We start from the raw sequence: 25723 nt of genomic DNA on the forward strand, positions 1-25723 counted from the left end.
CTTTTCTTACACAACAGTCATTATTATATGATACTCATTTCACTCGGTCAACTAATAATATCAACTCTTACCTTTTAGTCCTATGTTATCCATTTATCCCATTCGTAAACCGATTTGTTTAACCACTTGTCGAATTATGTTAAACTTTCACTAAACATAATTTCATATTTGGAAGGAGACATACATATGCAAACATGGATCGAAGCTATTAATTGGACAGAAATTGGTACAAAAGCATTGACCATCACTCTTCAATTAATCGCAATTTTAATTGTGTTTTTCATTATCCGAGCCATCGGCAGAAAATTTATCTCTAGCAGTTTTACTAAAATGAGCCAACAGAAAAATTTCTCAGAAAGCCGAGCCCGAACGTTGGAAAAGTTAGTTAATAACTTATTCTCATATGTTTTGTTGTTCGTTTTAATTACATTTATAGTTGGTATTTTTGAGTATGATGTCACTGCCCTTATAGCAGGTGCTGGTATTATAGGACTAGCGGTCGGTTTTGGGGCACAAGGTCTCGTAAGTGATATTGTTACTGGCTTTTTCATTTTATTAGAAAAACAAATTGAAGTAGATGAATACGTTACAGTTGCAGGATTAGATGGGATCGTAGAAGAGGTAGGTTTACGAACAACAAAAGTCAGAGGGTTTGATGGTACGGTTCATTTCATACCAAACCGAGAAATTGGTAGTCTCAGTAACCACTCTCGCTCCAATATGAGAGCGTTAGTTGATATGAGTATCAGTTATGGTGACAATATCGACGAAGCAATGCGTGTCCTTCAACTGGCATGTGATCAGGTTGCTCAAGATGATGAAATGATTAAAGATGGTCCTCACGTTGTAGGAGTGCAGAACCTTGGTGATAGTGACGTCGTTATTCGTGTTATCGCTCAAACAACGAATATGGAACAATGGGCTGTTGAGAGAAGATTACGTAAAGCAATGAAAGAAGCACTAGATGCTAATAATATTGAAATTCCATTTCCACATCAAGTTTACATTAATAAAGAAGCTTAATCATACACAAAGCCTGACAGAACTCTGTCAGGCTTTGTACATTATTGTGCCCCTACGGATTGATCCACCCTCTGACAAACTTCTTCAGCCGTTAACCCTTGAGCTGAAACGACGGCAGCATTTGTCGTTGTGTCTTCAATCCCCATTACATTTTCCTGTTGTCCAGATACTACGCAACAGTCACATCCGGATGCATCTTCCTCATTTTCTAATTGAATTACTTCATGGCCATGGGCTAATAATGCCTGTTCCACGTCAGTTAAGGTAGATTCAACACCGACTTTTGCCACTGAGATCGCCTCCTTTTATCATTCCATACTAGTATCACCAGATTGATAAAAGCTATGCAAAAGTAGTAAATATTCATAAAACATGAAAGGGTGCCAACCGTCCAAATAAATTGTCGCACTATCACCGACGAAAATGATATTCCTATTTGAAGAGAGTGGAAACATTGTCCCGATACTTCTTGAAAATGAATTCCTCTTTTGTTCGTGTGGTAAAAAACGCTAAGTCAATGGTCCAGTTCGTTTATTATCTTTATCGACTTTCAATAAAATCCGTCAAGTAATTTACTGCTACAGATAAAGCTTTTTCATCAGCATTTAGTTTATTAGAGTGAAGTCCATGTTCACTATCAACCCCTAACCAAAACATCACGCCTGGAATCTCTTCAAGGAAATAACCAAAGTCTTCTCCAGTCATAGCCTTATCACATCGTTTGAAATCGACGTGAGTGGATGATTCAGCAAACTGAATAAACGACTCTGTTAGCTGCTCATTATTATAAACTTGGCAATAATTTGATCCGTAATCAATGCCGCATTGGCATTGAAAACTTTCTTCTATACCGCGAACCATGCCTTCAATTCTTGCTTTGATCTTTTCCATGGAATCAATGGATAATGTGCGAATCGTCCCCTCTATACGGGCGTGATCAGCAATGATATTTTGTTTTGTACCCGCTTCAATTTTCCCAATCGTCACGACTGCTGAATCAAGCGGCGAGATGTTTCGGGCAACAATCGACTGTAGTTGCGTCACATAATGGCTAGCTGCCACAACCATATCTTCCGTCATATGGGGATACGCGGCATGACCGCCTTTCCCTACAAAATCAATGAAAAGCTCACTCGTATTAGCAAATAGAATACCCGGTTTGGTGGCAATTGTGCCGACCGGGTGCTCAGGAGCAATGTGCAAAGCATACATTTCATCTGGTTTCCAAGACTTAAATTCCTCCGATGCTAGGAGAGGTTCTGCTCCACCAGGTCCTTCTTCTGCTGGTTGAAAAACAAACACAATGTTTTGTTTCGGACGATTTGCTGCAAAATGTTCCACTAGGGCTAAACCAATTGTCATGTGGAAATCATGACCACACGCGTGCATCATTCCTTCATGAGTAGAAGAAAAAGGGAGTGACGTCGCCTCTTCTACAGGAAGACCATCCATATCAGCACGGTATCCAATCGTTCTCAAGGGAGCACTTCCATTCACTTTAACGAGGACACCTGTTTTCCAAGTCTTTACCTCTAAAAAATCTTCGGCACATTTATGAATAACATCAAGAATAAACTGCTGAGTCTTCTCCTCTTTGAAACCAAGCTCTGGAATTTGATGAAGCGCTCGGCGTCGTTCCACCAAGCGCTCCTGTAATTGATTCTTATTCATTAGTTATTTAACTTTCTAAGTTCTTGCTTGATTTCCGTCTTACCTCTTGTCTGATCATCAATTTCTTTAATGACTTTCGCAGGCGTTCCTGCAACAACCGTGTTTGGTGGTACATCTTCGGTAACGATAGCACCTGCCGCTACGACAGATCCTTTCCCAACTGTTACACCTTCTAATACAACAGCATTTGCCCCAACAACAACTCCGTCTTCTACAATAACTGGCTTTGCAGATGGTGGTTCAATCACACCAGCCAATACAGCACCCGCTCCGATATGACAGTTCTTACCTACAGTTGCTCGTCCTCCAAGAACTGCGTTCATATCAATCATTGTCCCTTCACCGACAACAGAGCCAATGTTGATAGAAGCTCCCATCATGATCACGGCAGAATCACCAATACTGACTTGTTCACGAATAAACGCACCTGGCTCAATACGAGCGTGAATATTTTTCATATCTAATAACGGAATTGCTGAATTTCGACGATCATTTTCGACAACAAAGTCTTCTATTTTTGATTCATTCACCTTGATTGCTTCTTGAATATCTTTCCACTCTCCAAAAAGCACACCTGTACTTCCTTGAATAAACGATTTCGTATTAGCACCGAAATCAATGCCCTCAACGTCACCTTTAATATGTACTTTTACTGGTGTTGATTTTTCTGCATTCGAGATAAAACTAATAATTTCATTTGCATCCATTTGTTTCATGAAAAATTCCTCCTTAAATTAGATCACAACTCCTATTTATCATAGTCATTTCAACAAAAAAATGCAATCGTTGTGTTTTCATTTGTTCAAAACCTTTTATGTTTCTGTTATTTTTATCTGACTATCTGATCATCTAGCACTAACCGTTTTACTTCCGCTTCACATCACTCACCTTCCATGACTTAAATTATCCAGTTTCGTATCAATATAATACAGTTATTCGGAAAACAACTGTTTCTCAGTCAGCCACACAAAACTCGGTTCAGCATTTTCTTCCTCTCTCTCAATCATCACTTCTACGTCATTTACAACATAGATCTCTACCCAATAATTGTCTATTTCATTTTCCCCTTTGAGAATGGCTTCATCATGATTGAATCCTTCCAAAGCTTTATCTTCATCACTTGTTAATTCCGCTCCTGAAAATGCCATTGCAACAATGGTATCAGACTCTGGTGCTGTAAAAAATGTCACGTCATCAAAATGATAATATGGGCCACCTCCATAATAGCCTGTTTCGAAAGGATCCCCTCTTTGTTCAATGATTTGAGTGATCGAATCACCTATATCCGCCTGCACCCGCTCCGTAAGTAAGTCAACAATAAGCGTTCTATCTAATGTTACCTCAGAAAAATTATCTTCGAAATCATTCGCAGCTAATGCCACTTCACTTTTATCCTCTAATTCTGTACCACTAAATTTATCCACTTCTAACCTTTCCTCTACAGAGACATTTATATATAAAAGAAAACCGATAAAAATCATAATTACAACAATAGACGGAACGAATAATCGCTTATGTATATTCATTGCGAATTCCTCCTTTGTCTTCATACATATTCCCGAAAAACAACGAAATCAATCTTAATATCAGTTAAACCTCGTTTTTCTTTCTAATATAGCCTCATTTTTTTTAGGTAGAACCAAAATTTGATCAAAGATCTACTTAGCACTCATTCAGATCATTTTGTTCATGAAAAATTTTTATCTAAAAATCCTGTTAAGATCAAAAAAAGAGTCAGGCTTAAAATCCTGACTCTTTTTTTTGATATTACTTTTACTAACGACCGAACTATTTATTTCTTTGAAAGATATTCTTACTCATAGTTGTATTTGTTTTTAAGCAAATACTTTTGTAATAAAAATGGTTGTCTCTTTCGCCAGATCGACTTCATTATAAATGAAATTATCCCCATCTGATTGAAACGTTCTTACGATTGGCCTTTGAGGTAAACCTTTGTGCTGACCCGTTACCACTCCTATAGAGCCATCACTAAGTTTCACTTGTACTCCTGACGGATAAAAAGCAATACAGCGGAGAAATTTCCAGACAACATTGTGGTCATATCGAAGGTTCGTCAAACCCATGATTCGTTCACATGCTTCATGAGGAAATAGTACGTTTTCACTCCCACCTTCAGTAACTAAATGATCATAATCGTTTGCTACCGCTACAATCTTAGCTAAATAATGAATATCATCCCCATACATCCCTCGAGGATTTCCTGTTCCATCAACATTTTCATGGTGAGCAAGAGCAATATGCGCTGATAACGTACTCACTTCTTGTGATTTTCTTAGTAGATTAAATCCTTTCCAAGAATGGTCTTTCATCAATTCATCATCGCGGTCATAACCTACAGGAATATCACTTTGACGAACTTCTCCAACCAGCTTTCCGATATCATGTAACAAAGCCCCTACTGCCAACTCTTGAATCTTAGTTTTAGCTAAACCGACTTGCACACCAACCATAACGGACATGATACAAACATTGACTGAATGAACAAACATTTCATTATCTTTAGTCCTTATATCTGTGAGATGAAACAAAACATCAGGGTTCGACAAAACTTCTTCAATCATTTGGTCAACAATGCCACTAATCGACTTTCCATCTACATATTTATCTTGCTGAATAAATTGAATGGAATTTGCTAATGTGGATATAGCTTTTCTTTTTGTTGTTTCGGAAACAACTTCTTCTATCTCCAGATCCTTAAATCGATCATCTTTCACAAAAATAGAGGAAACGCCCATTTGCCTTAACTTTGATAGAAGTCCAATCGTTAAGGTCACACCCTCATTTAATAAAATGCGACCATCACTAGCAAAAATATGTTTCCCCAATTGTTCACCTTGATCTACATTATCTATGGATACATACCTCATAGGCATCCCTCAATCTTTTCTATATATTTATGAACTGTGATACAGATCGACAATTGCTTGAAGGTTTTTTTTATGAAAACCGACGACAATATGATCTTTATAACAAGTGAGCGGTGTTCCTATTGGATTAATCTCTTTCCATTCTTTGAAACTTTCCTCACTTTCTGAAATATTACGTTGATCTACATTTATTCTTTCTTTTCGAAAAAAATCAACCACCTGTTCACAATAAGTGCAACCTTTGCTCGTATACACAATCACATTCGAATTCATTTTTATCCCCCATCTTTCTTTTTGATTCCAACACACATACTTCATCGAGTGTTCCCCTGCTGGAATGTTGAGTAGGAAGTTTTTACTCATCTCCCACTTTCCACTTTAATATATAACAACGGTGCAGATACTTAATTAACGAATAAACACTTCTTTACAGTACTTCTCTCTATTGTACTGAAAAAGTGATGTTAACATAATGAATATTACGATGAAATTTTATAAGTATAAATACCTAATAATAAACTGTTTCTAATTACATTTTACTACAAATGACTTTATTTCATCACCATTTCTTGAAAGTTTTAAATTAAAAAAAGATCCCAATCATTCGGGATCTTTTTTCTGCTCTATATCTTTACTTTTGTCTTCCAAATGAATACTCCTAGTAGGATAAGCAATAGAAACTCCTTCTTCTTCAAGTATATTCATTATTTGCAAATTAACATCTTGCTTCACTTCCATGTATTCCACCCAGATCGTGGACTTCGTGAAAAAATATAAGAAGATATCTAAACTACTATCATTAAATTCACTGAACCTAACAATAATAAGTTCTTGATCAATATCATCTCGTTTCCGAAGCATCTCATCGATACGTTCTACACACGTTTGAATTTTATTTCTGGGCGTAGAATATAACACACCTAAATTAAATGATATTTGTCGCTTCCCCATTTTTGTCCAATTTTCTACCGGTTCATTTGCTAATGTGGAGTTTGGTACCACCACTAACGAATCAGCAAAAGTACGTATTTTTGTACTACGAAACGAAATGTCTTCTACAAACCCTTCTACAGATGGTGTACTCACCCAGTCGCCTAGTGTAAACGGCTTTTCCGTAATGATAATGACACCGCCGAAGAAATTACTAATAGAGTCTTGTGCCGCTAACGCAAAGGCTAGTCCGCCTAAACCTAGTCCAGCAACAAAACCACTAACGTTATAATCCCACTCACTAGCAATAATACTAAGAACCATTGCAACTAATGCAAATCGAATCAATTTAGATAGAAATGGAACAACAATCTCATCAAACTGAATGTCTAATCTTTCACCCACTTTTGTAAAAATGACCGAAGAAGATGCTGATAAATGAAATAGCCCCCACCCAATATGAACAATGAGTAACGTACGGAAAATATGATATGCCGTATCATCAAATCGTTCTGGAAAAGGTAAATACAAAAATACGACATAGAATCCAATAACGACAAAAAACGAACGCAGAGGTTTTTCGAAAGCTAACAGAATATTGGTAACTAATTCTGTTGGCGCTTTTCTAGAAAAATATAAAATTGTTTTAAATACATATGTCGTGAAGATCTTTCGAAAAACTAAAAATAGGAAAAATATCCCTGTAGCAATCATAGCTTCTTGCCATGTTATTAGTGTAATCCAGCGATTCATTTTTTTCTCCTTCTATACCTAATTATTTATTTAAAAATATGCTGTTATCCTTCCAGGTTGATTTTGAAAAACAGCTCTATAGTTTAACATATCACATAAATCAAGCAGGAATATGTAACCAAGTGAACAAAACTTTCAATTTTAAGAATATCTAGATTCCGTCTTTTGATTAAATAGATATCGGATCTTTTTTCATATTAACTTGAAAACTAACAACTGTAAATGATATACTTTGTCATCATATTACATTAAAGAAGGTAGCCATTTATGAAAAAACAATTTGCCATCATCGGTCTTGGTCGTTTTGGGACAAGTATTTGCAAAGAACTATTTCACATGGGGCATGAAGTACTTGCCATTGATAAAAGTGAAAAAAGGATTGAAGAAGTAACTGAATTTGCGACACATACGCTTCTTGCTGATGCAACAGATGAGGCGTCCTTAACGAAAATTGGTATCCGAAATTTTGAACACGTGATTGTTGCCATTGGTGATGATATTCAAGCAAGTATTCTAGCTACCCTTCATTTAAAAGATTTAAATGTTCCTAGGGTTTGGGTAAAAGCACAAAATGATTATCATCATAAAGTACTTGAAAAAATCGGTGCAGATCGCATTTTCCACCCTGAAAAAGACATGGGTAATCGAATTGCAGAGTTTCTCACTTCAGAAAAAGTTATTGATTATATTGACTTGTCGGAAAGGTACAGCATTATTGAGGTTCTTGCTACAAAAAAAGTGAACGGAAAAACACTAATTGACATGGATGTCCGAGCTCGCTACGGCTGCACTATTTTAGCGATAAAACAACAAGGCAAGGTCGATGTTACACCTGATCCAAGTGATCAATTACATGCCGGTGACATTTTTATTATTATTGGAGATAAGCAAGACTTAAGACGTTTTCAACAAGAAGCTTTATAAAAATATTTAATCCTTTGACTTTTTACTATTAATACAGTAGAAAGTTTTTTTATTTTACAAAATTGTCAAACTTTTATGTATGATAGCGGTTTCATTTATTGTTTTTCCATGGTTTAATATATATAAGAGTTAATTAATTATTTCGATGAACACTGATGTTAATCATACTTTGGGGGTGCAAATCTTATGAATGCTATTGAATTAAGCAATGTTTTAAAACGTTTTTCTAACGGTTCTGAAATGACATTGTTATTTGAAGATATGAACTTTACTGTGCGCGAGGGGGAACTCGTTGTCATATCTGGAGAAGAAGGAACTGGCAAATCAACTTTATTACGAATGATTGCAGCAATGACGCCAGCAAATAGAGGAACCGTTGAAGTATTTGGAAAAGATTTAATCAGTATCCGAAAACGAACAGAGTGGCGCTTACAAAACATCGGTTATATTAATGATGAAGGATGTTTGATGCCTTATTTAACCGCAAAACAAAATCTATTACTAGGTATGACCGCAGAAGACCCTCAGTATGAAGAGACTGAGAAAAAAGCACTTCATATTCTAGAAGATTTAGGATTTTCAGCAGAGAAACTCGATGATTCTATTGAAGGACTTGATGATAAACATCAAATGCTAGCTACAATTGCCCGTATTCTCATGACGAACCCTAAAATAATTTTAGCTGATGAACCAACGAAAGAATTAGAAGGGGATGACGGTGCTGCTGTCTTAGACAAACTACTATCCTTTGCTAGAAAACAGCATTCAACAGTTATTATTGTTACAAATGATGAATGTATTCTTAATAAAGCTGATCGCCATTTCACTGTTGAAAACCATCAGTTAGTAGAAAAAGAAGAACAAGTTCACTAATCACTCTTTTAGCCCACATCATTCGATGTGGGCTTTTTAAAATTCAAAAGTGTACTCTACACCGAAAATAGAATGGAGAGTGTTAACTAATTATCTATGAACCATTTGACCCGCTGTATATGATAGCTAGTAATGTAAGAACGGTGTATATTACCACAACAGCACCAGAACCCACAAGCAAAAACAGAATCACAGCTTTTTGTAATTTCCCCATTAGAACCACACCTTCGCTATTCGCCTCATCTCCATATCATTTCTTAGAGTTAGCGATGAAATATTCTAGTAATACATACGATTAATTATGCCAATTAAATTAAGAAAAGAAAAGTATAGAGCAGCGGTGTGGAGAAATTAATATCCAGCCTTGGAATCTTACCCTTGTTGAGAAACCTAAACCTACTCTGGACTTCCTAATCTCTTCTTTTGAAGCAGTTAATGCTTCATTTAAATAACTTGCTTCTCCTTTTTTCTTAATGTGTAAATGAATCGTGTCATCCACCAGCCCTGCTTCATTAAAAAACTAAGATAAACCTACCTTCAACTTAATTTTTTCATTCGTATCTAGTAATAAATAGTTGTAGACATCCGTATTATTATCATCATCTTCTTTCAAAAATGGTATGTCATTATATTTTAAATGATACTCTAATATTTTTTCTACTTCTCTTCTTGACCGATTATATATAATGATATACTCGCGATTTTTTCCAACAAACATCATAATAGGAACGAGAGCTAACAAGTAAATCCAAAAACTCGAAAGAATATATTCTAAAATCATACGATCCCATATAAAATAATAGCAAATCCAATCATCGTTAACAGTGATCTTTCCCAACTATTATTATAAAAAACACCTTTTTTTCTTTTCAACCGAAACCAATCGATAACACCTGTGAAGTACAGAATGAATAATGGAATAATCACGCTTATGTAATTTTGCAAATTGGTCACCTACTTTTTTTATTTTTAGTTCAATCGCCCACTCATGTTCTCCTTATGAATCATATGGTAATACAGAAACAATGGTAAAAAGAGGTGAGAAATTATGGGTGAACAAAAAAAACGAGAAATGAAACCGATACACGAGCAACCCTTTGGTGATATTTTACAATCTATGGATGGTTTTTTCAATCAAGCTATGAAACACCTTCAAACCCCAAAACCCATTCCAGTCTACCAATTTGAAACAAAAAATGAATACATTATTGAAGCAGAATTACCCGGAGTAAAGAAAGACCAAGTCACGTTAGATATTTTTCAAAACTACATTAAGATCGGCATTCAAGAAGAATCAATGACAGAAAAAAAAGATGATCTTCAACAATCATTTGAACGATCCTTTCGTTATCAACGATCCGATCGAGTTATTACTTTGCCGTTTGCCGTTAATCAATCGGACGTCAAGGCGTCGCTATCTCAAGGTTTGTTAAAAATTCGGATTCCAAATAAACGAAAAAGAATTCCGATCGATTAAAGGAGGTATTAGAAGTGTTTTTCAATGAACCGCCAAGGCAACAGCATCACCCTTACTATTATCCTTATCCACCGCAAGCTCATAGACCAGCTCATCTTTATCATCAACAAGTCCCGTATCAAGGGTACGCTCCACCTCAACCTCCTAATGGACCCTATCAACAACAGCATTACCCACCACAGCAGAAACCTAGCCCGAAATTTATGAGCGCTTTTCAAACCAGTGATGGGAAATTTGACTTCCAGAAAACGATGACAACGATGGATCAAGTAGTGAAAACCGCTAACCAAGTGAGTCCCATCGTGAAGCAAATGGGCAGTTATTTTTTGAAGAAATAAAGAAGGAAGAGCAAATGCTCTTCCTTCTTTATGGAATAAAACTAAATCAGAGTAACAAACCAAAAATAACATACAAAAAAGCTAAGTGGACTCCAATAAACACACTGCCACTCCAGAATAAACGCTTTTTATGGCTTTTTTGTTGGCCAATTTCTCTTAGTTTTTCCTTCAAATCAATCCATAGCTCATCCATTTCAGATGGGGGATTTGTCTTAATAGACAAGTTGACCGTGTGATTAAAATCATCGTTTAGTGGAGAAACATCCCAATGTAGTTCTATTTTTTCGTTCGTATCTTTAACTAATAGCCGAATTTTTTTATTATAACTATCTTCTCTTTTTTCTACCATGATTTCTCTATTTTCAATTATTTCGTCTACGACTTCTTCCACTTCTAATATTGACGTATTGTAAACAGATAGTTTCCTAATGCGAGAAAATAAAGAGAAGACTAACAAAAGGAAAATGATTGCTATAACGATAATGGCAAAGAATAGAGCACTCGTCTCAAAATAATACGGATATGTAAACAATACTGCGGACAAAAAAGCAGCTAGGTTAACCATTCTTTCTAATCCCATATGTCTAGAAAACACGCCACTTTTTTTAACTTGAAAGAAATGTTCAAAACTCACAACATAAACAGCTGTCATCGGAATGAAAATCGACAGAAGTATATACACTAAAATCACCTCTTCAGTTATGATAGAATGAAAACAAAGGAGTTGATGGCTTTGAACGAAACGATAGAAACATTACTTAATCATCGATCCATTCGAAAGTTTAAAGAACAAGCATTATCAGAACAGCAAGTAACTCTAATAGTCCAAGCCGCTCAAATGGCTTCAACCTCTAGTTTTATTCAAGCTTATTCGATTATCGGTGTAGAAAACAAAGAAACGAAAGTAACACTTGCTAGGTTGGCAGGAAATCAACCTTACGTGGAAAAAAACGGACATTTCTTTGTTTTTTGTGCCGATCTTCATCGTCACACTGTCGCTGCAAAGATGGAAAAAGCAGACATCACACCTGCAATCGAAACGACAGAAAAATTTATGGTAGCTGTCATTGATGCATCACTTGCTGCACAAAATGCAGCGATCGCCGCTGAATCAATGGGTCTTGGAATGTGCTACATAGGTGGATTACGAAATGAAAGCGAAGAAGTTTCAGCCCTTCTTCAACTTCCAGACAACGTTATCCCTCTTTTCGGGATGGCCGTTGGTGTTCCTGATTCGGTTACGGACCAAAAACCAAGATTACCGGTGAATCAGATTTATTATAAGGAAACATACCCTTCTGAACAAAAAACGATTGAAAAAGGACTCGAAAGTTACAATCAAATCATTTCTTCTTATTATTCCGATCGAACTAAAGGCGAGCGAAATGACCGGTGGACCGACCAGATGACGCAAATGCTTGGCACTCCTCGTCGTATTCACATGAAAGACTTCGTTCAACAAAAAGGATTTATGAAATCGTAGAATCAAAGGAAGTCACCTGATATACTACGACTATGAACCCTTCCAATCGAATCACTAATCTAAAGGAGGAATTACTCATGACGAAAAAAATGAACGTAGAGAGCTTTAATTTAGACCACACGAAAGTCAAGGCGCCATATATTCGCTTAGCGGGTAAAACAGAAGGAGCGAAAGGTGATACGATATATAAATATGACCTTCGTTTTTGCCAGCCAAATCAAGATCATATGAATATGCCTGGTCTTCATTCATTAGAACATATGATGGCAGAGTTCAGTCGTGACCACCACGCTCAAATTGTCGATATCAGTCCAATGGGATGTCAAACAGGTTTTTACCTTTCCATTATTAATGATGAAAGTTACGATAATGTCGTAGATTTAGTTGATAAGACATTACATGACGTTTTAAAAGCAACGGAAGTTCCTGCTTGTAACGAATTTCAGTGTGGTTGGGCTGCTTCCCACTCTTTAGAAGGAGCAAAAGAAATTGCGCAAGGTATGCTCGATAAAAAAGATGAATGGACAGAAGTGTTTGCGTGAAGCTAAATATGAAATCAACTTATGATTCAAACGCCATCAGGTTCAAAGGACCGAGATGGCGTTTTGTTTTCAATGACACTATACCCTTGGTGGTCTCTTCTTATATTATCTTATATCTACGATGATTATACTTCCAGTCAGTTTACTGTAGAAGTTTAAAAAAGCTTTAGAAGGAGTACTTTTTCCCTCTAAAGCTTCCACTATTTTTGACATTCCTTTTAAAAATTTTTATTCATCGTAACATGAAGAATATTGGCATCATAAAATGTGTCAGACACTGTTTCATAACCTAGTCGTTTGTAAAACTCCTCTGCTTGGATTTGAGCATTCAGCTTCAAAGAAAGTAACCGATTTTCTCGTGAATAATGTTCCATCGCTACCATAATTTTAGCACCAATGCCTTTCCCACGTTTATCGGCTAAAACACAAACTCTTTCTGCCTTAGCAGAAGAACCGTCGATGCGAATTCTTCCAGCACCTACTGGAGTTTTTTCTTCATATGCAATAAAATGTATAGATTGTTCTTCTTTATCATCGACTTCTATATCTTCCGGAACTCGTTGTTCGATAATAAACACTTGCCTTCGAACACTGTAAACATCTTTTTTTTCTTGATTTGTCCCGGCCACCTTAACTTCGATCATTTTCCATTACCTAACAAGAATGTTTCGTATACTGTCCATGTCCCATTATCAAGCTTGTAAAGCAATGAAAACCTGTCAACTGTTTCCTCATGATTCATCGTTTCAAGTTTTAACCGGCCAAAAACATCGGATAATTCATCGTAATTCATTTCTTGGCCAATTGTTATGTGTGGAACAAACGCATGCTCCGATTTATTTTCCAACAATCCTGAATTTAATTTATCATGCAATGAAAGTAATTCTTCATTTTCGCGAACTTTCATGTAAATCGTATTTGTTACAGGATAAAAAGAACTATATTTGTATACATTTAATGTAAAAGGGTTAGCAACTTGAGCTACTTCTCTAAGATGGTTTACTAATTTATCTACTCGATCTTCATCCATTTCAAAAGGGTCTTTCAATGTTAAATGAGGTGGAACTTTTGCATACTTCGTGTCATACCTTTTCCGATATGAATTGGCAACATCTTGTAACTGTTTTGATGGAAAAACGGCAACTCCGTATCTCATGTCAATTCCTCCTTCTATACTCATAACTCATTTTTTATTATATTTTTTATAAGAATATTATTTCTTCTAAAACATATGTCTTCATCATAATATATTTCTACACGCAATACAAAAATCCTTTATTTTTTTGAGACGCTTTCATGGTCATCAAACCAGATAGACGGATTTTTTCCACAAATATGCTAGAATAGTAGGATAGTAGTATTAACACAAGTCAGAGGAGTGTTGTCATATGTCTAACAAACAGCCAATTAAAAGCCATGTAGTAGAAAAAGCTGTGCGTGACTTACTAAAAGAACGAGGTGTCGAAATCGAGGCTATTGCACAAATTGTCTACGATATGCAAATCCAATATAATGATTCACTCTCCATGGAAGATTGCACTGAGAGTGTCAATGCTGTATTAGAAAAGCGAGAAATTCAGCACGCCATTCTAGTTGGCGTCGAGCTAGATAAATTAGCGGAACAAAAGAAACTTTCTGAACCACTTCAATCCATTGTTGAAATGGACGAAGGGCTCTTTGGAGTAGATGAGACAATTGCCATAGGATCTGTTTTTGGTTATGGAAGTATCGCTGTCACCACGTTCGGATATTTGGACAAAGAAAAAGTTGGCATTATCAAAGAGCTTGATACAAAACCAGGCAATAAAGTTCACACATTTTTAGATGATCTCGTTTGTAGCGTAGCTGCAAATGCCTCAAGTCGACTTGCCCATCGTATTCGCGATAGACAGGAAGCATTAAATGAAGAAGAAATCGATCGTCGTGATAAAGAAGAACGAATCGGTTAAAAAGATGAAGAGGTTAACTTCTTAATGTTAACTTCTTCTTTCTCTTTACCGTCGGTCACACAACTTGATTCTTTCTTACGTCAGTGGTATTCTTTCTAGCAATGAAAGAAATTATTTGAGGTGAAGAGGATGAGTTATCATAAACCACGATGGATATATTGGAAACAAGTCTTCACATCTAAATTCCAAGCTAGTTGTCTTAAAGCTAAATTAGAAGATAACTGGATGAACGGGTATGAAGTTGGTCCATTAGTAGAAGTACGGAAACTAAAAAACGATCGTTACGTCGTTCGTTATACATACGACGAATAAAATTAATTTTCTACCTTTTTTCTTTATAGCTATTGACATGATTTCACTTTTCTTATATATTAATACTTGTCGCAACGAATTGAAGCTGGTTAACCAACAAGAATGCAACACCTTGACAGCTTGGAAGTCATTATCATATAAGGGCTGTTAGCTCAGCGGGAGAGCACTTGGTCGACAACCAAGGGGTCACTGGTTCGATCCCAGTACAGCCCACCATACATAACTTTCTAAGCCTTTGATAATTTCAAAGGCTTTCTTTTTAATATAAATCTTCATTTAAATGTTGGGGTGTATTTTTGTAAGAATCTACAGTAGCTTGGGCTTGTTGTAGGTTTTTTTGCGCTTGTTGAACATCTTGTTGCTCTTGTCTAACTTTTTGCTGCGCTTGTTTTAACTGTTGATTCTCCGTTTCTACTTGTTGTTGTGCTTGAAACAATTGTTGGTTTTCTAATTGCAACTGTTGATATGCCTTTTGAACTTCCTGTTGTGCTTGTTCCAATTGGTGTTGCTCTTGGTCTGTCTCTGTTTGGATACTTTGTAATTGTTGTTGAGCTTGTTGAACATCTTGAAGTGACTGTTGCATCTGTTGTTCCGTCGTGTTTGATTGAACTTGTTCTAAAGCCTTGTGAACTTGTTGAATAGACTGAGCAACTTCAGGTAATTGAAACTGTTCGTTTTGTTGTGTCATAAAACAGAACCCTCCAGTGGTTATTTATGAAAAAATGCCTTATCCTTATCGTGCTCATTATGCTTTTTTATATACTATTCTGATTTTAACTTGAATGCATGAAAAACGAGAAGCTGGTGAACTAACCCTATAACGTTTGACTGCAGAAAACATTATTATACTTCAATGATAACAGGAACAATCATTGGTTTTTTCTTCGTATGAGTCAGTAAGTATTTTCCTAATGACCTTTTTATTTGTTGTTTAATAATCCTCCATTCTCTTCGGTCAGATTCATTTAATTCATTCACCGATTTTGTAACAATTTTATTCACCTCGTGCAGTAACTCTTCTGAGTTTTTTGCATACACAAAGCCACGAGAAATCGTGTCTGGTTCTGTAATAAGTGTTTTTTCCATTTTATTCATCGTCAAAACAATGACGAGCATACCATCCTCAGATAATTGTTTTCGATCTCTTAACACAATATCCCCGACATCACCGATACCAATACCGTCCACAAACGAATTTCCAGCTGGTATTTTCCGTGTCTGCCTTGCAACTTGGTTTTTTATATCTACTACATCCCCATTTTTTAATATTAACGAATTTCCCATTTCAACTCCTACTCGTTCAGCTAATTGACAGTGATGATGAAGCATTCTATATTCCCCATGAATCGGAATAAAGTATTTTGGTTTCATTAATGTTAACATCAGTTTCAAGTCTTCTTGATAACCATGTCCTGATACATGCATTCCTGATGAACTTCCAGTCCCATAAATGACGTTGGCACCAAGTGCAAATAAATTATCTACGATTGCGGTGACACTTTTTTCATTTCCTGGAATAGGACCTGCTGCAAAAATAACTGTATCTTCTGGTAATACTTCAACATTTCGAAAATTCCCCGTTGATAAACGAGAAAGGGCTGCCATCTGTTCTCCTTGACTACCAGTGCATACGATAGCAACCTTTTCTGGCGACATTTCATTAATTTCATTTGGTTCGATTAACATATCATCTGGGACATCAATATATCCTCTTTCCATCGCTACAGCTACAACATTCATCATACTGCGACCGAGTAATGCTAACTTCCTATTTGTTTTCCTTGCTGCATCTACTACTTGTTGCACCCGACTAATATTCGAAGCGAACGTAGAGAGAATCACTTTTTGTTTTGCTTTCAAGAAAGCCTCTTCCACATGAGCCCCCACCATTTCCTCTGATGGTGTAGATCCTTGCTTTTCAGCATTCGTACTTTCTGATAAAAGAACCAAAACTCCCCCTTTTCCGATTTCAGCCATTTTATGAATGTCCGAATGTTCATTACCAGCAGGAGTTAAATCAAATTTAAAGTCCCCAGTATGCACGATATTTCCTTCAGGTGTATGAAGGACAATTCCTAAACAATCAGGAATACTATGGTTCACTTTGAAAAATTCTAATTTCACCTGCCCAAATGACACGTTTGAATTTTCATCAATTTCCTTTAGTTCTGCCTCCCTAAGAAGTTTATGCTCTTTTAATTTTAATTCAATAAGGCCGAGGGTGAACCTCGTTGCGTAGATAGGTACATTTAATTTTTTCAATAGAAATGGGATTCCTCCAATATGATCTTCATGTCCATGTGTGAGAATTAACGCTTTGACTTTATTTTTGTTCTCTACTAAATATGTGATATCCGGAACAATTAAATCCACACCTAATAAGCTTTCATCTGGAAATTTCACTCCACAATCGATTATCAAGATTTGATTTGCTGATTCGATAACATACATATTTTTCCCTATTTCATTTAAACCACCTAGAGCGAATATAGATAATCCATTTTCATTATCACTCAATATTACTCCCTCCAACATTTCATATTGTTGGTAGTATACCCGTTTCCATTTTCTTTATAAGAAGTAGTAGCGAATTGATTTTTTGATGAAATTCAATGCTTAATCGAAAAAAAGAGGCATCGTCAAAAGTTAGTCTTTTGCGATTGCCTCTAATTTAATGAACTTGTTAGATTTTTTTTGTAACCGTCCCATCATGAAACGTAATATCAATATGTTTAGCTTCTACTTTCAGTTCTTCTGAGAAAAATCCTTCAACCACCCATTTAATCCAGAACTCCATGAAAGAATCGACAATCTCTCCGTTCGGAAGTTTTGCATGTTCGCCCATCGCACCGTCTTCTAACTCAAGAAGATATTTCAGTTCCAAATTATTATAATCATAAATGACAAGGATTTGGTTATTTGATCTTTGAAAATAGATATTAGAAATTTCTATCGGCGTGCATTCAATATATGTCCTAGCGACTGAACGAAAAGCGCTTTCGAATCTATCATAAAGATTTTCTGAGTTCTCCAGTACCTTTAAGCTGACGAATCTTTTATCCGTATTCAAAGAATTCCTCCAATAAAAAATTTTATATTACTTGTTATACTTAATGTAACAGTTTTTGCATTCATATTCTAGAATGTTAATTTCAATTTGAAAATACATAACGAAATCATCACCCAATATTCCATCGGTCTTAAATCGATAATGTCAACGAGTTTTCGACAATAGAACGCTTGGATAATCCGCACGAACATTATGATCCCGGTCATACATCCTCTCCAAAGATAGATTTTCCTCCTATATATTTCATGCAAAAAAGATGAAGCAAATTACGCGATCCTTTTGATTCTTATATCCTTCTAATTTAAGCTTTATTTTTTTCATTTTCTGGAATTTTCTCTTTATAATGCATCAATAACTCAGGATAATTTTTCGTTTCTTTCTTACCTTTCTCACTAAGAACATAAACCCCTCTTCTCACCCTCTCAAACCAACCGTAATAATTTTTTGTTAATATAGATGATGTTTTTTCACCTGTGCCCATCTCCACTAATGTTTTTGGAGATAATTCTCCAATTTTTTCAAGATAACAAGCAATTTGAATACAATTTTCCCTATATGCAGTTAAAATTTGTGTTCGATTAGATCCGCCAATATTGAAATCAGCACTTCGTCCGTCGATTTCTTTTAGAACTTGTTGTCTCTTTCGTTTATTTTGACCGATATTTTTTTGACGGTTAAACGGTGTAGGATGAAAGGCGACCTCCATATTTTTACTTTTATTAGAAAATGAAACGAGGATTAATCCTAGTTCTAACCTACGAACTAACTGACATATGTCCGTCCACCGTTTAGACTTCTTTTTATTTTTCGGTTTTGGTATAGCAACATAAACATGCTCCGACAATCTTTGTCTCTTCGTAGCTTGAATGAGTAGATCAACACTTAAATTAAGCTTTAATTCCACAATCAATAACTCATCATCTTTCACTATTGCCATGTCACAGTCTTTCACTTCACCATAAACCTCATAACCTTCTCGCACGAAATGGGCTTGAATTGGCTTATATAAGTCTGCTTCTTGTGGCTTGTTGACTGAGTTCATATATGTATACACCATCCATATTAAATATTCTAACTATAAATATTTTATCATGGTTTATCGCTAGCTGGGCAGCCCTTTTTAATGATTAAATTGAGTAAGGAAGTAAAATGAACAAATTATTTAAAAAGTGTTCTTTCAGTATGAAAACTGAAAGAACACGCTCTCCTACTAATCATTTCGTTGTTGTTTTTCACGATTCATGCCATAAGGCATCGTATACAAAAAATGATCATCTCTTTGATAGTTTCTTTGAAACCCCTTTATTTTCGCAGCTTTCAGTTGTTTAACCGTATAACGTTTACCTAGCAATTCCTCCATTTGTTCGATAGTGCCTAGTGGCGTAGAAGACTTGGACATGAGCACATCACAAACAATCCCAAGGGATAATTTCTCCTCTAACTGTAGATCGACCTGTCTAATCGATAGAAAAGGATATCCTTTTCTTCCAGAATAAATATTCATGAGAAAAGACAATTCATAGTCCAGACACATAAGAGTGCGATAAAGATGAATACGATCTTTACCTTTATCTTGTTTCAACATGGACTCGCAAATATGATGAGCACTATCAAATCTTTGCATCATTTTTTTTTCAAGCACTTTAAATGTTTTTTCAATATAAACTTTCTTTCCAGTAGATGGTGCACTATGAGGGTTCGATTCTACTTCATAGATAAAATACCCATTACCATCTTTTAAAATAGATTCATCACGGAACATTCTTCGCAAATCGATATCATCGTAGCGACGTTTTCGAAACAGTTCATCAAGGTGAGGTCGTCCTTTTTTTAACGCAAACGGAAATTCCATTAGAATCATCCTTTACCAATCTGGTTGCTTATAGTTTATCCTTTCACATCTGCAACCCCCAACAAAAATGCTTAAGAATAACTTCGTAGATATGAATTTATAAACATTTAAACCCTATCCCTGACTACAATTTTTCTTTTCACGGTAGAATTCCTTATTCTCTCACCTTGAGGTCTCCACCGATCCTCTTCATCTTCATCATCTGGATCAACCAAAGCCATATCTGTTTTAATTTCTTTCATTATTCATCACTCCCCTCATCTATTTTCCTTTTAACAAACTTGGGTTGTTTCATTTATCCTACTACTGTTCCTATTCTAAGCATGATGCACGCCTTCTTCTTCAGGAAATAATAACACAAGAACTAAAGATGAGGAAAACATATCATATCAGTATGATCCGGTCTAATTAAACAACAGGCGGCGACATGTTCAGGATAAACAAATACTGAAGACCCCGAGCTCTTTTGTCCGAGGATATTCTATGTCGAACCTATGATAGAAATAGCACTATTTTTTCAAAATAAGTGGGACTGTTAAATATTTCTACAAAGAATGCTTGCATATTTTAATTTGCATGAGATAATTATTTAACCGATAGCAGTATGAACAAAAAGTTACTTTTAATTGATGATGAAGATCAACTGATTCTAATTTATTTCTTACTGATAAAAACTATTAAATAAGCTTTCCGCGCTCATCGACCGTTTAAAAACCTGTGTGTTTATTTACCCACTCGCTGTCAGCCTTCTGTTTTATTAACACTCTTCACTGATTGTTAGAATTCTTCATTTCACCTGATCTTTTTTTAATGAGATCAGTTTTAAGCATAAGGTAATTGGCCATCATACAACTACATTGGTTCATTTTATTTATTTATTTAGAAACATGGAGGAAACAACTATGAAAGATACTAAACCATCTGCTTTTTGGCTTGTCTTATTGTTATTATGGATAAAGACAATAATAGTCGGATTGACTGAATTTCAAATTTCTATTCATAACATAAATCAATTCTTTATTTTAATCATTAACCCGATTCCAATTCTCTTGCTCATTATTACATTCATTCTTACACGAAAAAGCAATAGACAATCAACATATTTACTGCTATTCATGCTTGTCACGACATTCATTATGTATGCCAATGTTGTCTATTATCGAGAATTTACGGATTTCATAACAATACCTTTACTTTTCATGGGAAATAATATTGCCGATTTAAGCAACAGTATTCATACACTAATAAAACCATATGATATCATATATTTTATTGATATTCTTGTGGTTGGAACTCTTATTATCAAGTGGCATAAAACAGGAAAATTTCCAGAGAAAAAACACCGTTTCTCCGAACTTCGCCCTTACTATGTGGTGATTATTATTCTAACAATGATTAATATTGGTTTGGCGAACATTGAAAGACCTCAATTATTAACACGAACTTTTGACAGAGAACTTTTAGTTAAAAACCTAGGGATTTATAATTTTCACGCCTACGATGTATATTTACACACGATGTCTAGAGCTCCACGAGTTTTTGCAAATGAAGGTGGCCTTGAAGAGGTTAACGAATACATTGGTGATGAAGAAACATCTAAGGAAGAAGATTTATTCGGCATTGCAGAGGGAAGAAATGTGATTTTTGTAGCAGCAGAATCGATTCAAAGTTTCGTCATTAACGAAACAATAAACGGTGAAGAAATTACACCTTTTTTAAATGAGTTGATTAATGAAAGTCTTTATTTTGAAGAATTCTATCATCAAACAGCTCAAGGCAAATCATCTGATTCAGAATTTCTTATTAACAATTCCCTTTACCCATCAGCAAGAGGCGCGGTGTTTTTCTCTCACGTAAGTAATGAGTATTATGCCTTACCAGAAATCATGGGTGAGAATGGATATTATACGAGTTCCATGCATGGTAACAACGGTAGCTTTTGGAATAGAAACGTCATGTACAATCAGCTTGGCTATGATCGTTTTTATACAAAAGATGATTATCAAATAACGGAAAAAAATAGTATTGGCTGGGGATTGAAAGATATACCTTTCATGGAACAATCCGTTGACCATATGCTTGAAATGCCACAGCCCTTTTATACCAAACTTATTACATTAACAAATCATTTCCCATTTGAACTAGAAGAAGACGACATGTATATCGATCGCTATGAATCCAATAGTAATACGCTGAATAAATACTTTCCAACTGTTCGCTATATGGATGAATCCATTAAAGTACTATTTGAACGATTAAAAGAAGATGGACTTTATGAAGATTCGATTATTATTATTTATGGAGATCATGATGGTATTTCTTCTAACCATAACCAAGCTATGTCTCAATTCTTAGAAAAAGATATTAACGAGTTCGAAGAAATTAAACTACAGCAAGTTCCACTAATCATTCATATACCTGGAGTTGACAGTAAAACAATTTCAACTGTATCAGGTCAAATTGATATTCGCCCGACTCTCCTTCATTTAATGGGAGTTGAAGTAGAAAATCAAACTATTTTTGGAAACAACTTATTCTCTGAAGAGCGTGAAGAGCTCGTGATCTTAAGAAACGGCAGCTTTATTACTGAAGAAGCAATATTTGTAAACAATACGTGTTATGTAAAAGCAACAGGTGAACCAACAGAAGAACCACTTCTATGTGATCCATTTATAGAAAGAGTGCAAGAAGAATTAGAGTACTCTGATAGCATTATTTATGGAGATTTACTTCGGTTTCATGAAAAACAAATGAAGCAGCCATCTAAACTAGACAAAAACGAAAAACTAGAATAATTTAACAAAAAACACCTTCATAGGTGTTTTTTGTATTATAAGCTTTCATATCTTTATTCTTGTTTTAGCTCTGCATCACTAGTAATTTCTATATTTTTTAATGCTTGAGATGCTAATTGGTCCGCTTCTCGATTCTTTTTCCTTGAAATGAGATGATAAGAGGGAGTTACTCCTAATGTTGCTAATCTGCTTTCTACTCGATTCGCCCATTCATTTAATACCTCTTCTACACAAGGCCATTCGCCAATTAACTGATTAATAACTACTTGCGAATCCCCTACAAAATCTACCGGAAGGTGATGAACACCTAGTATTTCTAATTCTTTTAGAGCAAGATGAAGAGCTGCATATTCGGCTTCATTGTTAGTATCTAACTCTTTGACTTGAGCATTTTTTCTAATACGAAATGTCTTCCCATTTTTTTCATAATAAATCACACACCCCAATCCTGACACTCTCGTCTCGATATCAAATCCACCGTCAAAATAAACGACTACATTGTGAGGTTCTGTGTCTATTTCCTTTATGTATTTTTTGATGTCCTTAACGCTCCAAGAACTTTCATTGTTATCTACAAACAAAATGTTTTTTAAGCGTCCTGTTTTTTCTAAGTCTTGAGCAATTAATATCGCTTTTTCAACACTCATATCTTCTGAACTGAACATTGTTTCTGTACCTTTTTTTGTTTTATAAGTTATTTCTAATCTACCTTTCATAAAATCCACCCCTTATAATTATAAACTTCTTAGTTATCCTCCATTGGTATCATTGAAAATGCATATTGTTCGAGGAAGTGCATTATAGTTCCTCGGATATGCATTATAGTTCCTCGCATGTGCATTATAGTTCCCCGGATGTGCATTATAGAATCGAGTAAGTTTATTATAAACGTTCCAATGTGCATTATGACAATTTTCGACAAAGTTTAAGTTAAAGCACGAAAATTTAACAGAATATTCAGATTTAATAGTGGCATTTTTGTGTCGAGGTGATAAACTAAAATTATCTCGTATGAGAAGGGAGGAATATTCATTTTGCAGTTCAGCAGCAGCTTATCGTCAACCTATAAGGAGGGAATATGACATCGGAAAAAATTGCAGTAATAACTGGATCCGGTCAAGGTATAGGTAAAGGAATTGCGTTTAGGCTTGCAAAAGACGGTTTCACCGTTGTGATTAACGACATCGATGGGAATCTAGCAGAAGAAACAGCAAAGGAACTGCAAAATCACGGGTATGGGGCGCTCGCTATTCAAGGTGATGTAAGCAAAAAGAGTGATGTGTTTAACTTAGCAAAAGAGACAGTGGAGGCATACGGAAAAATCGACGTATTCATCAATAATGCTGGGATAGAACAAGTAAAACCGTTAGAAGAAGTAACGGAAGAGGAATTAAAAAAAATATTTGATATTAATGTTTTTGGAGTGATTTACGGAATACAAGCAGCTACAGAACAAATGAAAAAACAAGAAGGCATTGGAAAAATAATTAACGCTTGTAGTATCGCAGGTCATAAAGGATTTGATATGCTTAGCGTTTATTCTGCAACCAAATTTTCTGTACGGGCGTTGACGCAAGCAGCAGCTCAAGAACTTGCACCGCACCAGATAACAGTTAACTCCTATTGTCCAGGCATTGTTGGAACGGAAATGTGGGTTCGGATTGATAAAGAGATGGGGAAATATAGCGGAGCTGCAGAAGGAGAATCCTTTGCTGCATTTTCAAAAGCCATTGCTCTTGGAAGAACACAAGAGCCGGAAGATGTCGCTAATTTTGTCTCGTATTTGGCATCGTCGGACTCAGATTATATGACAGGTCAATCAGTTATGATTGACGGTGGTGTTCTATTTTCATAAAATATTTTATGAGGAGAATCCCTTTATGATATTTGGGATTCTTTTTTATAAGTCGTACCTTAAGGAAAAAAGTTTCGGAAGACCTCCACTCGCTTTCCTGCGGACGACCTATGAGCTTCCTCGGTCTCACTCCCTGTGTGATCTAACATGACTCGTTTTCCGCAGGACACAGCGTTTTGCAACTAGACATAATTCGCAACAGAGCAAAACCAACAGAGAAAAATCAGTCTCGTGGGCTCTTCCTCTTTCTTCGCAATATAAGGGCGCCTCTGCAAAGCCATAATCATCGATCATATTACGAAAATAGTCTCGCAAAGGAATTAAGCTAATCTACCTCATTTTCATCATCACTAATCTTCATTTTTTGCTTCTATAGTTATAATAAATCCACTGTTATACTCTTTCACTTGAACAATTGTGAATCCCGCTTTTTTGATCGTACTTAGCGAATCTCTGTTTAAATGGCAGCCATCACACATTCTTTTCCAAAGGGGAGTGATCCAATTCTGTAACTTAGCGAAGATTGAATGTGGCATTTGTACATGCTCTAAAAAGAGAATGTTACCGTTTGGCTTACATACTCTTTTTATTTCATATAACGCTTTATCCGGATCAGGTATTGTGCAGAGGACAAGAGTACCAACAACTGTATCAAAACTGTTATCTGCAAAAGGGAGTTCTTGTGCATCTGCATCCTTTACTTCAATAGAGACATGAGACTCTTTTGCTCGACTAATGGACTGGTCCCTCATAACAGCTTTCGGTTCAATTGCGATTACTTTATCTGCATTTTTATACAAAGGGAAATTAAAGCCAGTCCCAGAACCAATTTCCAGAACTTCCCCAGTTGCTTTTTGGATGATTCCTTTTCTTAGCGCTCGAAACTTCAATCTTTCTAACGGTTTCATTAACGTATCATACATATGTGGTAACCAATTCGGCATCTTTTTCCCTACTTCCTAAACGTTATTTATTCGTATTTTCTACT

The 25723-nt window shown here is 35.7% G+C and carries 31 protein-coding genes and 1 tRNA gene; 12 read left to right on the forward strand and 20 right to left on the reverse strand.

The genetic code is table 11. From position 1 onward, the window contains the following. Nucleotides 1-186: 186 nt before the first annotated feature. Nucleotides 187-1023, forward strand: a complete 837-nt coding sequence (locus QDN89_RS05795; RefSeq protein WP_280769149.1) for a mechanosensitive ion channel family protein — start codon at nucleotides 187-189, stop codon at nucleotides 1021-1023. A 41-nt stretch (nucleotides 1024-1064) separates the two neighbouring features. On the opposite strand, the gene QDN89_RS05800 is transcribed toward QDN89_RS05795, so the two are convergent. The 7 genes from QDN89_RS05800 to QDN89_RS05830 all read right to left on the reverse strand — a co-directional run bounded on the left by QDN89_RS05800 (nucleotide 1065) and on the right by QDN89_RS05830 (nucleotide 7265). Continuing rightward, entirely contained in the window at nucleotides 1065-1313 is a 249-nt protein-coding gene (locus tag QDN89_RS05800; RefSeq protein WP_280769150.1) for a YkuS family protein, read from the reverse strand. A 250-nt stretch (nucleotides 1314-1563) separates the two neighbouring features. Then, entirely contained in the window at nucleotides 1564-2694 is a 1131-nt protein-coding gene (locus tag QDN89_RS05805) for an N-acetyldiaminopimelate deacetylase (protein WP_280769151.1), read from the reverse strand. Next, nucleotides 2694-3410: a 2,3,4,5-tetrahydropyridine-2,6-dicarboxylate N-acetyltransferase gene (dapD, locus tag QDN89_RS05810; RefSeq protein ID WP_280769152.1), complete on the reverse strand. Its 717-nt coding sequence runs from the start codon at nucleotides 3408-3410 to the stop codon at nucleotides 2694-2696. Before dapD ends, QDN89_RS05805 begins: the two co-directional genes overlap by 1 nt. A 216-nt stretch (nucleotides 3411-3626) precedes the next feature. Then, the gene (locus tag QDN89_RS05815) at nucleotides 3627-4220 is read right to left on the reverse strand and encodes a hypothetical protein (protein ID WP_280769153.1); all 594 of its coding nucleotides are present in this window, start codon (nucleotides 4218-4220) and stop codon (nucleotides 3627-3629) included. A 309-nt stretch (nucleotides 4221-4529) separates the two neighbouring features. Then, entirely contained in the window at nucleotides 4530-5582 is a 1053-nt protein-coding gene (locus QDN89_RS05820; protein WP_280769154.1) for an HD-GYP domain-containing protein, read from the reverse strand. A gap of 27 nt (nucleotides 5583-5609) precedes the next feature. After that, a complete protein-coding gene (locus QDN89_RS05825) occupies nucleotides 5610-5855 on the reverse strand; it encodes a glutaredoxin family protein (RefSeq protein WP_280769155.1) in 246 nt (81 codons plus the stop codon). Between the two features lie 327 nt (nucleotides 5856-6182). After that, on the reverse strand, nucleotides 6183-7265 hold the full coding sequence (locus QDN89_RS05830; protein WP_280769156.1) for a mechanosensitive ion channel family protein: 1083 nt from the start codon (nucleotides 7263-7265) through the stop codon (nucleotides 6183-6185). Nucleotides 7266-7532: 267 nt separating this feature from the next. On the opposite strand from QDN89_RS05830, the gene QDN89_RS05835 reads away from it, so the two are divergent. Both QDN89_RS05835 and QDN89_RS05840 read left to right on the forward strand, forming a co-directional pair. Next, nucleotides 7533-8189, forward strand: a complete 657-nt coding sequence (locus QDN89_RS05835; RefSeq protein ID WP_280769157.1) for a potassium channel family protein — start codon at nucleotides 7533-7535, stop codon at nucleotides 8187-8189. Between the two features lie 186 nt (nucleotides 8190-8375). Beyond that, on the forward strand, nucleotides 8376-9062 hold the full coding sequence (locus tag QDN89_RS05840; protein WP_280769158.1) for an ABC transporter ATP-binding protein: 687 nt from the start codon (nucleotides 8376-8378) through the stop codon (nucleotides 9060-9062). Between the two features lie 520 nt (nucleotides 9063-9582). Here the strand turns inward: QDN89_RS05840 and QDN89_RS05845 are convergent. Together QDN89_RS05845 and QDN89_RS05850 are read right to left on the reverse strand one after the other, a co-directional pair. Continuing rightward, nucleotides 9583-9843, reverse strand: coding sequence for a hypothetical protein (locus QDN89_RS05845; RefSeq protein WP_280769159.1), 261 nt, complete (start codon nucleotides 9841-9843; stop codon nucleotides 9583-9585). After that, on the reverse strand, nucleotides 9840-10007 hold the full coding sequence (locus QDN89_RS05850; protein WP_280769160.1) for a hypothetical protein: 168 nt from the start codon (nucleotides 10005-10007) through the stop codon (nucleotides 9840-9842). Before QDN89_RS05850 ends, QDN89_RS05845 begins: the two co-directional genes overlap by 4 nt. Before the next feature lie 103 nt (nucleotides 10008-10110). Between QDN89_RS05850 and QDN89_RS05855 the strand changes: the two genes are divergently transcribed. After that, nucleotides 10111-10539 (forward strand): Hsp20/alpha crystallin family protein, encoded by a 429-nt coding sequence (locus QDN89_RS05855; RefSeq protein ID WP_280769161.1) that lies wholly within the window; start codon nucleotides 10111-10113, stop codon nucleotides 10537-10539. 14 nt (nucleotides 10540-10553) lie between these two features. Further along, entirely contained in the window at nucleotides 10554-10877 is a 324-nt protein-coding gene (locus tag QDN89_RS05860; protein WP_280769162.1) for a YppG family protein, read from the forward strand. A 46-nt stretch (nucleotides 10878-10923) separates the two neighbouring features. On the opposite strand, the gene QDN89_RS05865 is transcribed toward QDN89_RS05860, so the two are convergent. Continuing rightward, nucleotides 10924-11559, reverse strand: coding sequence for a hypothetical protein (locus QDN89_RS05865; RefSeq protein ID WP_280769163.1), 636 nt, complete (start codon nucleotides 11557-11559; stop codon nucleotides 10924-10926). Nucleotides 11560-11610: 51 nt separating this feature from the next. Here QDN89_RS05865 and nfsA point away from each other — a divergent pair, with 51 nt between their 5' ends. Continuing rightward, complete coding sequence (gene nfsA / locus QDN89_RS05870) at nucleotides 11611-12360, forward strand: oxygen-insensitive NADPH nitroreductase (RefSeq protein ID WP_280769164.1); 750 nt, start codon at nucleotides 11611-11613, stop codon at nucleotides 12358-12360. A gap of 77 nt (nucleotides 12361-12437) precedes the next feature. Then, nucleotides 12438-12902 (forward strand): S-ribosylhomocysteine lyase, encoded by a 465-nt coding sequence (locus QDN89_RS05875; protein WP_280769165.1) that lies wholly within the window; start codon nucleotides 12438-12440, stop codon nucleotides 12900-12902. Between the two features lie 218 nt (nucleotides 12903-13120). Here QDN89_RS05875 and QDN89_RS05880 read toward each other — a convergent pair whose 3' ends face one another. Together QDN89_RS05880 and QDN89_RS05885 are read right to left on the reverse strand one after the other, a co-directional pair. Beyond that, a complete protein-coding gene (locus QDN89_RS05880) occupies nucleotides 13121-13543 on the reverse strand; it encodes a GNAT family N-acetyltransferase (protein ID WP_280769372.1) in 423 nt (140 codons plus the stop codon). After that, the gene (locus tag QDN89_RS05885; RefSeq protein ID WP_280769166.1) at nucleotides 13543-14058 is read right to left on the reverse strand and encodes a YjcG family protein; all 516 of its coding nucleotides are present in this window, start codon (nucleotides 14056-14058) and stop codon (nucleotides 13543-13545) included. Before QDN89_RS05885 ends, QDN89_RS05880 begins: the two co-directional genes overlap by 1 nt. A gap of 232 nt (nucleotides 14059-14290) precedes the next feature. Here QDN89_RS05885 and QDN89_RS05890 point away from each other — a divergent pair, with 232 nt between their 5' ends. From QDN89_RS05890 to QDN89_RS05900, 3 genes are all read left to right on the forward strand, one after another. After that, complete coding sequence (locus tag QDN89_RS05890) at nucleotides 14291-14851, forward strand: phosphatidylglycerophosphatase A family protein (RefSeq protein WP_280769167.1); 561 nt, start codon at nucleotides 14291-14293, stop codon at nucleotides 14849-14851. Between the two features lie 129 nt (nucleotides 14852-14980). Beyond that, nucleotides 14981-15163 carry a hypothetical protein gene (locus QDN89_RS05895; RefSeq protein WP_280769168.1) on the forward strand — a complete coding sequence of 61 codons (183 nt, stop codon included), beginning with the start codon at nucleotides 14981-14983 and terminating at the stop codon, nucleotides 15161-15163. Nucleotides 15164-15304: 141 nt separating this feature from the next. Beyond that, nucleotides 15305-15379 (forward strand) — tRNA-Val (locus tag QDN89_RS05900). Nucleotides 15380-15422: 43 nt separating this feature from the next. On the opposite strand, the gene QDN89_RS05905 is transcribed toward QDN89_RS05900, so the two are convergent. The 6 genes from QDN89_RS05905 to QDN89_RS05930 all read right to left on the reverse strand — a co-directional run bounded on the left by QDN89_RS05905 (nucleotide 15423) and on the right by QDN89_RS05930 (nucleotide 20327). Beyond that, nucleotides 15423-15851: a hypothetical protein gene (locus QDN89_RS05905; protein WP_280769169.1), complete on the reverse strand. Its 429-nt coding sequence runs from the start codon at nucleotides 15849-15851 to the stop codon at nucleotides 15423-15425. 155 nt (nucleotides 15852-16006) lie between these two features. After that, complete coding sequence (locus QDN89_RS05910; RefSeq protein WP_280769170.1) at nucleotides 16007-17680, reverse strand: ribonuclease J; 1674 nt, start codon at nucleotides 17678-17680, stop codon at nucleotides 16007-16009. Between the two features lie 166 nt (nucleotides 17681-17846). After that, complete coding sequence (locus tag QDN89_RS05915; protein ID WP_280769171.1) at nucleotides 17847-18233, reverse strand: hypothetical protein; 387 nt, start codon at nucleotides 18231-18233, stop codon at nucleotides 17847-17849. A gap of 301 nt (nucleotides 18234-18534) precedes the next feature. After that, the gene (locus QDN89_RS05920; protein ID WP_280769172.1) at nucleotides 18535-19275 is read right to left on the reverse strand and encodes a DUF2161 domain-containing phosphodiesterase; all 741 of its coding nucleotides are present in this window, start codon (nucleotides 19273-19275) and stop codon (nucleotides 18535-18537) included. A gap of 168 nt (nucleotides 19276-19443) precedes the next feature. Then, entirely contained in the window at nucleotides 19444-20085 is a 642-nt protein-coding gene (locus QDN89_RS05925) for a hypothetical protein (protein WP_280769173.1), read from the reverse strand. Between the two features lie 107 nt (nucleotides 20086-20192). Then, the gene (locus QDN89_RS05930; protein ID WP_280769174.1) at nucleotides 20193-20327 is read right to left on the reverse strand and encodes a hypothetical protein; all 135 of its coding nucleotides are present in this window, start codon (nucleotides 20325-20327) and stop codon (nucleotides 20193-20195) included. A 660-nt stretch (nucleotides 20328-20987) separates the two neighbouring features. On the opposite strand from QDN89_RS05930, the gene QDN89_RS05935 reads away from it, so the two are divergent. Continuing rightward, a complete protein-coding gene (locus QDN89_RS05935) occupies nucleotides 20988-22880 on the forward strand; it encodes an LTA synthase family protein (protein WP_280769175.1) in 1893 nt (630 codons plus the stop codon). A 53-nt stretch (nucleotides 22881-22933) separates the two neighbouring features. On the opposite strand, the gene QDN89_RS05940 is transcribed toward QDN89_RS05935, so the two are convergent. Beyond that, nucleotides 22934-23596 carry a reverse transcriptase-like protein gene (locus QDN89_RS05940; RefSeq protein WP_280769176.1) on the reverse strand — a complete coding sequence of 221 codons (663 nt, stop codon included), beginning with the start codon at nucleotides 23594-23596 and terminating at the stop codon, nucleotides 22934-22936. A 362-nt stretch (nucleotides 23597-23958) separates the two neighbouring features. On the opposite strand from QDN89_RS05940, the gene QDN89_RS05945 reads away from it, so the two are divergent. Then, nucleotides 23959-24735: an acetoin reductase gene (locus tag QDN89_RS05945; RefSeq protein ID WP_280769177.1), complete on the forward strand. Its 777-nt coding sequence runs from the start codon at nucleotides 23959-23961 to the stop codon at nucleotides 24733-24735. Nucleotides 24736-25085: 350 nt separating this feature from the next. On the opposite strand, the gene QDN89_RS05950 is transcribed toward QDN89_RS05945, so the two are convergent. Beyond that, nucleotides 25086-25679: a class I SAM-dependent methyltransferase gene (locus tag QDN89_RS05950; protein ID WP_280769178.1), complete on the reverse strand. Its 594-nt coding sequence runs from the start codon at nucleotides 25677-25679 to the stop codon at nucleotides 25086-25088. Nucleotides 25680-25723: the final 44 nt, after the last annotated feature.

The organism is Salipaludibacillus daqingensis, assembly GCF_029891575.1.
In the GTDB taxonomy this organism is placed as follows: domain Bacteria; phylum Bacillota; class Bacilli; order Bacillales; family Salisediminibacteriaceae; genus Salipaludibacillus; species Salipaludibacillus daqingensis.

What these genes read in the sequence shown, in the direction of transcription:
- QDN89_RS05920 (WP_280769172.1), bottom strand. Translation starts at nt 19,275, where the DNA reads ATGAACTCAGTCAACAAGCCACAAGAAGCAGACTTATATAAGCCAATT.
- QDN89_RS05890 (WP_280769167.1), top strand. Translation starts at nt 14,291, where the DNA reads ATGTCTAACAAACAGCCAATTAAAAGCCATGTAGTAGAAAAAGCTGTG.
- dapD (WP_280769152.1), bottom strand. Translation starts at nt 3,410, where the DNA reads ATGAAACAAATGGATGCAAATGAAATTATTAGTTTTATCTCGAATGCA.
- QDN89_RS05840 (WP_280769158.1), top strand. Translation starts at nt 8,376, where the DNA reads ATGAATGCTATTGAATTAAGCAATGTTTTAAAACGTTTTTCTAACGGT.
- QDN89_RS05875 (WP_280769165.1), top strand. Translation starts at nt 12,438, where the DNA reads ATGACGAAAAAAATGAACGTAGAGAGCTTTAATTTAGACCACACGAAA.
- QDN89_RS05935 (WP_280769175.1), top strand. Translation starts at nt 20,988, where the DNA reads ATGAAAGATACTAAACCATCTGCTTTTTGGCTTGTCTTATTGTTATTA.
- QDN89_RS05815 (WP_280769153.1), bottom strand. Translation starts at nt 4,220, where the DNA reads ATGAATATACATAAGCGATTATTCGTTCCGTCTATTGTTGTAATTATG.
- QDN89_RS05945 (WP_280769177.1), top strand. Translation starts at nt 23,959, where the DNA reads ATGACATCGGAAAAAATTGCAGTAATAACTGGATCCGGTCAAGGTATA.
- QDN89_RS05820 (WP_280769154.1), bottom strand. Translation starts at nt 5,582, where the DNA reads ATGAGGTATGTATCCATAGATAATGTAGATCAAGGTGAACAATTGGGG.
- QDN89_RS05930 (WP_280769174.1), bottom strand. Translation starts at nt 20,327, where the DNA reads ATGAAAGAAATTAAAACAGATATGGCTTTGGTTGATCCAGATGATGAA.
- QDN89_RS05855 (WP_280769161.1), top strand. Translation starts at nt 10,111, where the DNA reads ATGGGTGAACAAAAAAAACGAGAAATGAAACCGATACACGAGCAACCC.
- QDN89_RS05895 (WP_280769168.1), top strand. Translation starts at nt 14,981, where the DNA reads ATGAGTTATCATAAACCACGATGGATATATTGGAAACAAGTCTTCACA.
- QDN89_RS05845 (WP_280769159.1), bottom strand. Translation starts at nt 9,843, where the DNA reads ATGATTTTAGAATATATTCTTTCGAGTTTTTGGATTTACTTGTTAGCT.
- QDN89_RS05940 (WP_280769176.1), bottom strand. Translation starts at nt 23,596, where the DNA reads ATGAAAGGTAGATTAGAAATAACTTATAAAACAAAAAAAGGTACAGAA.
- QDN89_RS05805 (WP_280769151.1), bottom strand. Translation starts at nt 2,694, where the DNA reads ATGAATAAGAATCAATTACAGGAGCGCTTGGTGGAACGACGCCGAGCG.
- QDN89_RS05905 (WP_280769169.1), bottom strand. Translation starts at nt 15,851, where the DNA reads ATGACACAACAAAACGAACAGTTTCAATTACCTGAAGTTGCTCAGTCT.
- QDN89_RS05925 (WP_280769173.1), bottom strand. Translation starts at nt 20,085, where the DNA reads ATGGAATTTCCGTTTGCGTTAAAAAAAGGACGACCTCACCTTGATGAA.
- QDN89_RS05825 (WP_280769155.1), bottom strand. Translation starts at nt 5,855, where the DNA reads ATGAATTCGAATGTGATTGTGTATACGAGCAAAGGTTGCACTTATTGT.
- QDN89_RS05795 (WP_280769149.1), top strand. Translation starts at nt 187, where the DNA reads ATGCAAACATGGATCGAAGCTATTAATTGGACAGAAATTGGTACAAAA.
- QDN89_RS05950 (WP_280769178.1), bottom strand. Translation starts at nt 25,679, where the DNA reads ATGCCGAATTGGTTACCACATATGTATGATACGTTAATGAAACCGTTA.
- QDN89_RS05885 (WP_280769166.1), bottom strand. Translation starts at nt 14,058, where the DNA reads ATGAGATACGGAGTTGCCGTTTTTCCATCAAAACAGTTACAAGATGTT.
- QDN89_RS05830 (WP_280769156.1), bottom strand. Translation starts at nt 7,265, where the DNA reads ATGAATCGCTGGATTACACTAATAACATGGCAAGAAGCTATGATTGCT.
- QDN89_RS05835 (WP_280769157.1), top strand. Translation starts at nt 7,533, where the DNA reads ATGAAAAAACAATTTGCCATCATCGGTCTTGGTCGTTTTGGGACAAGT.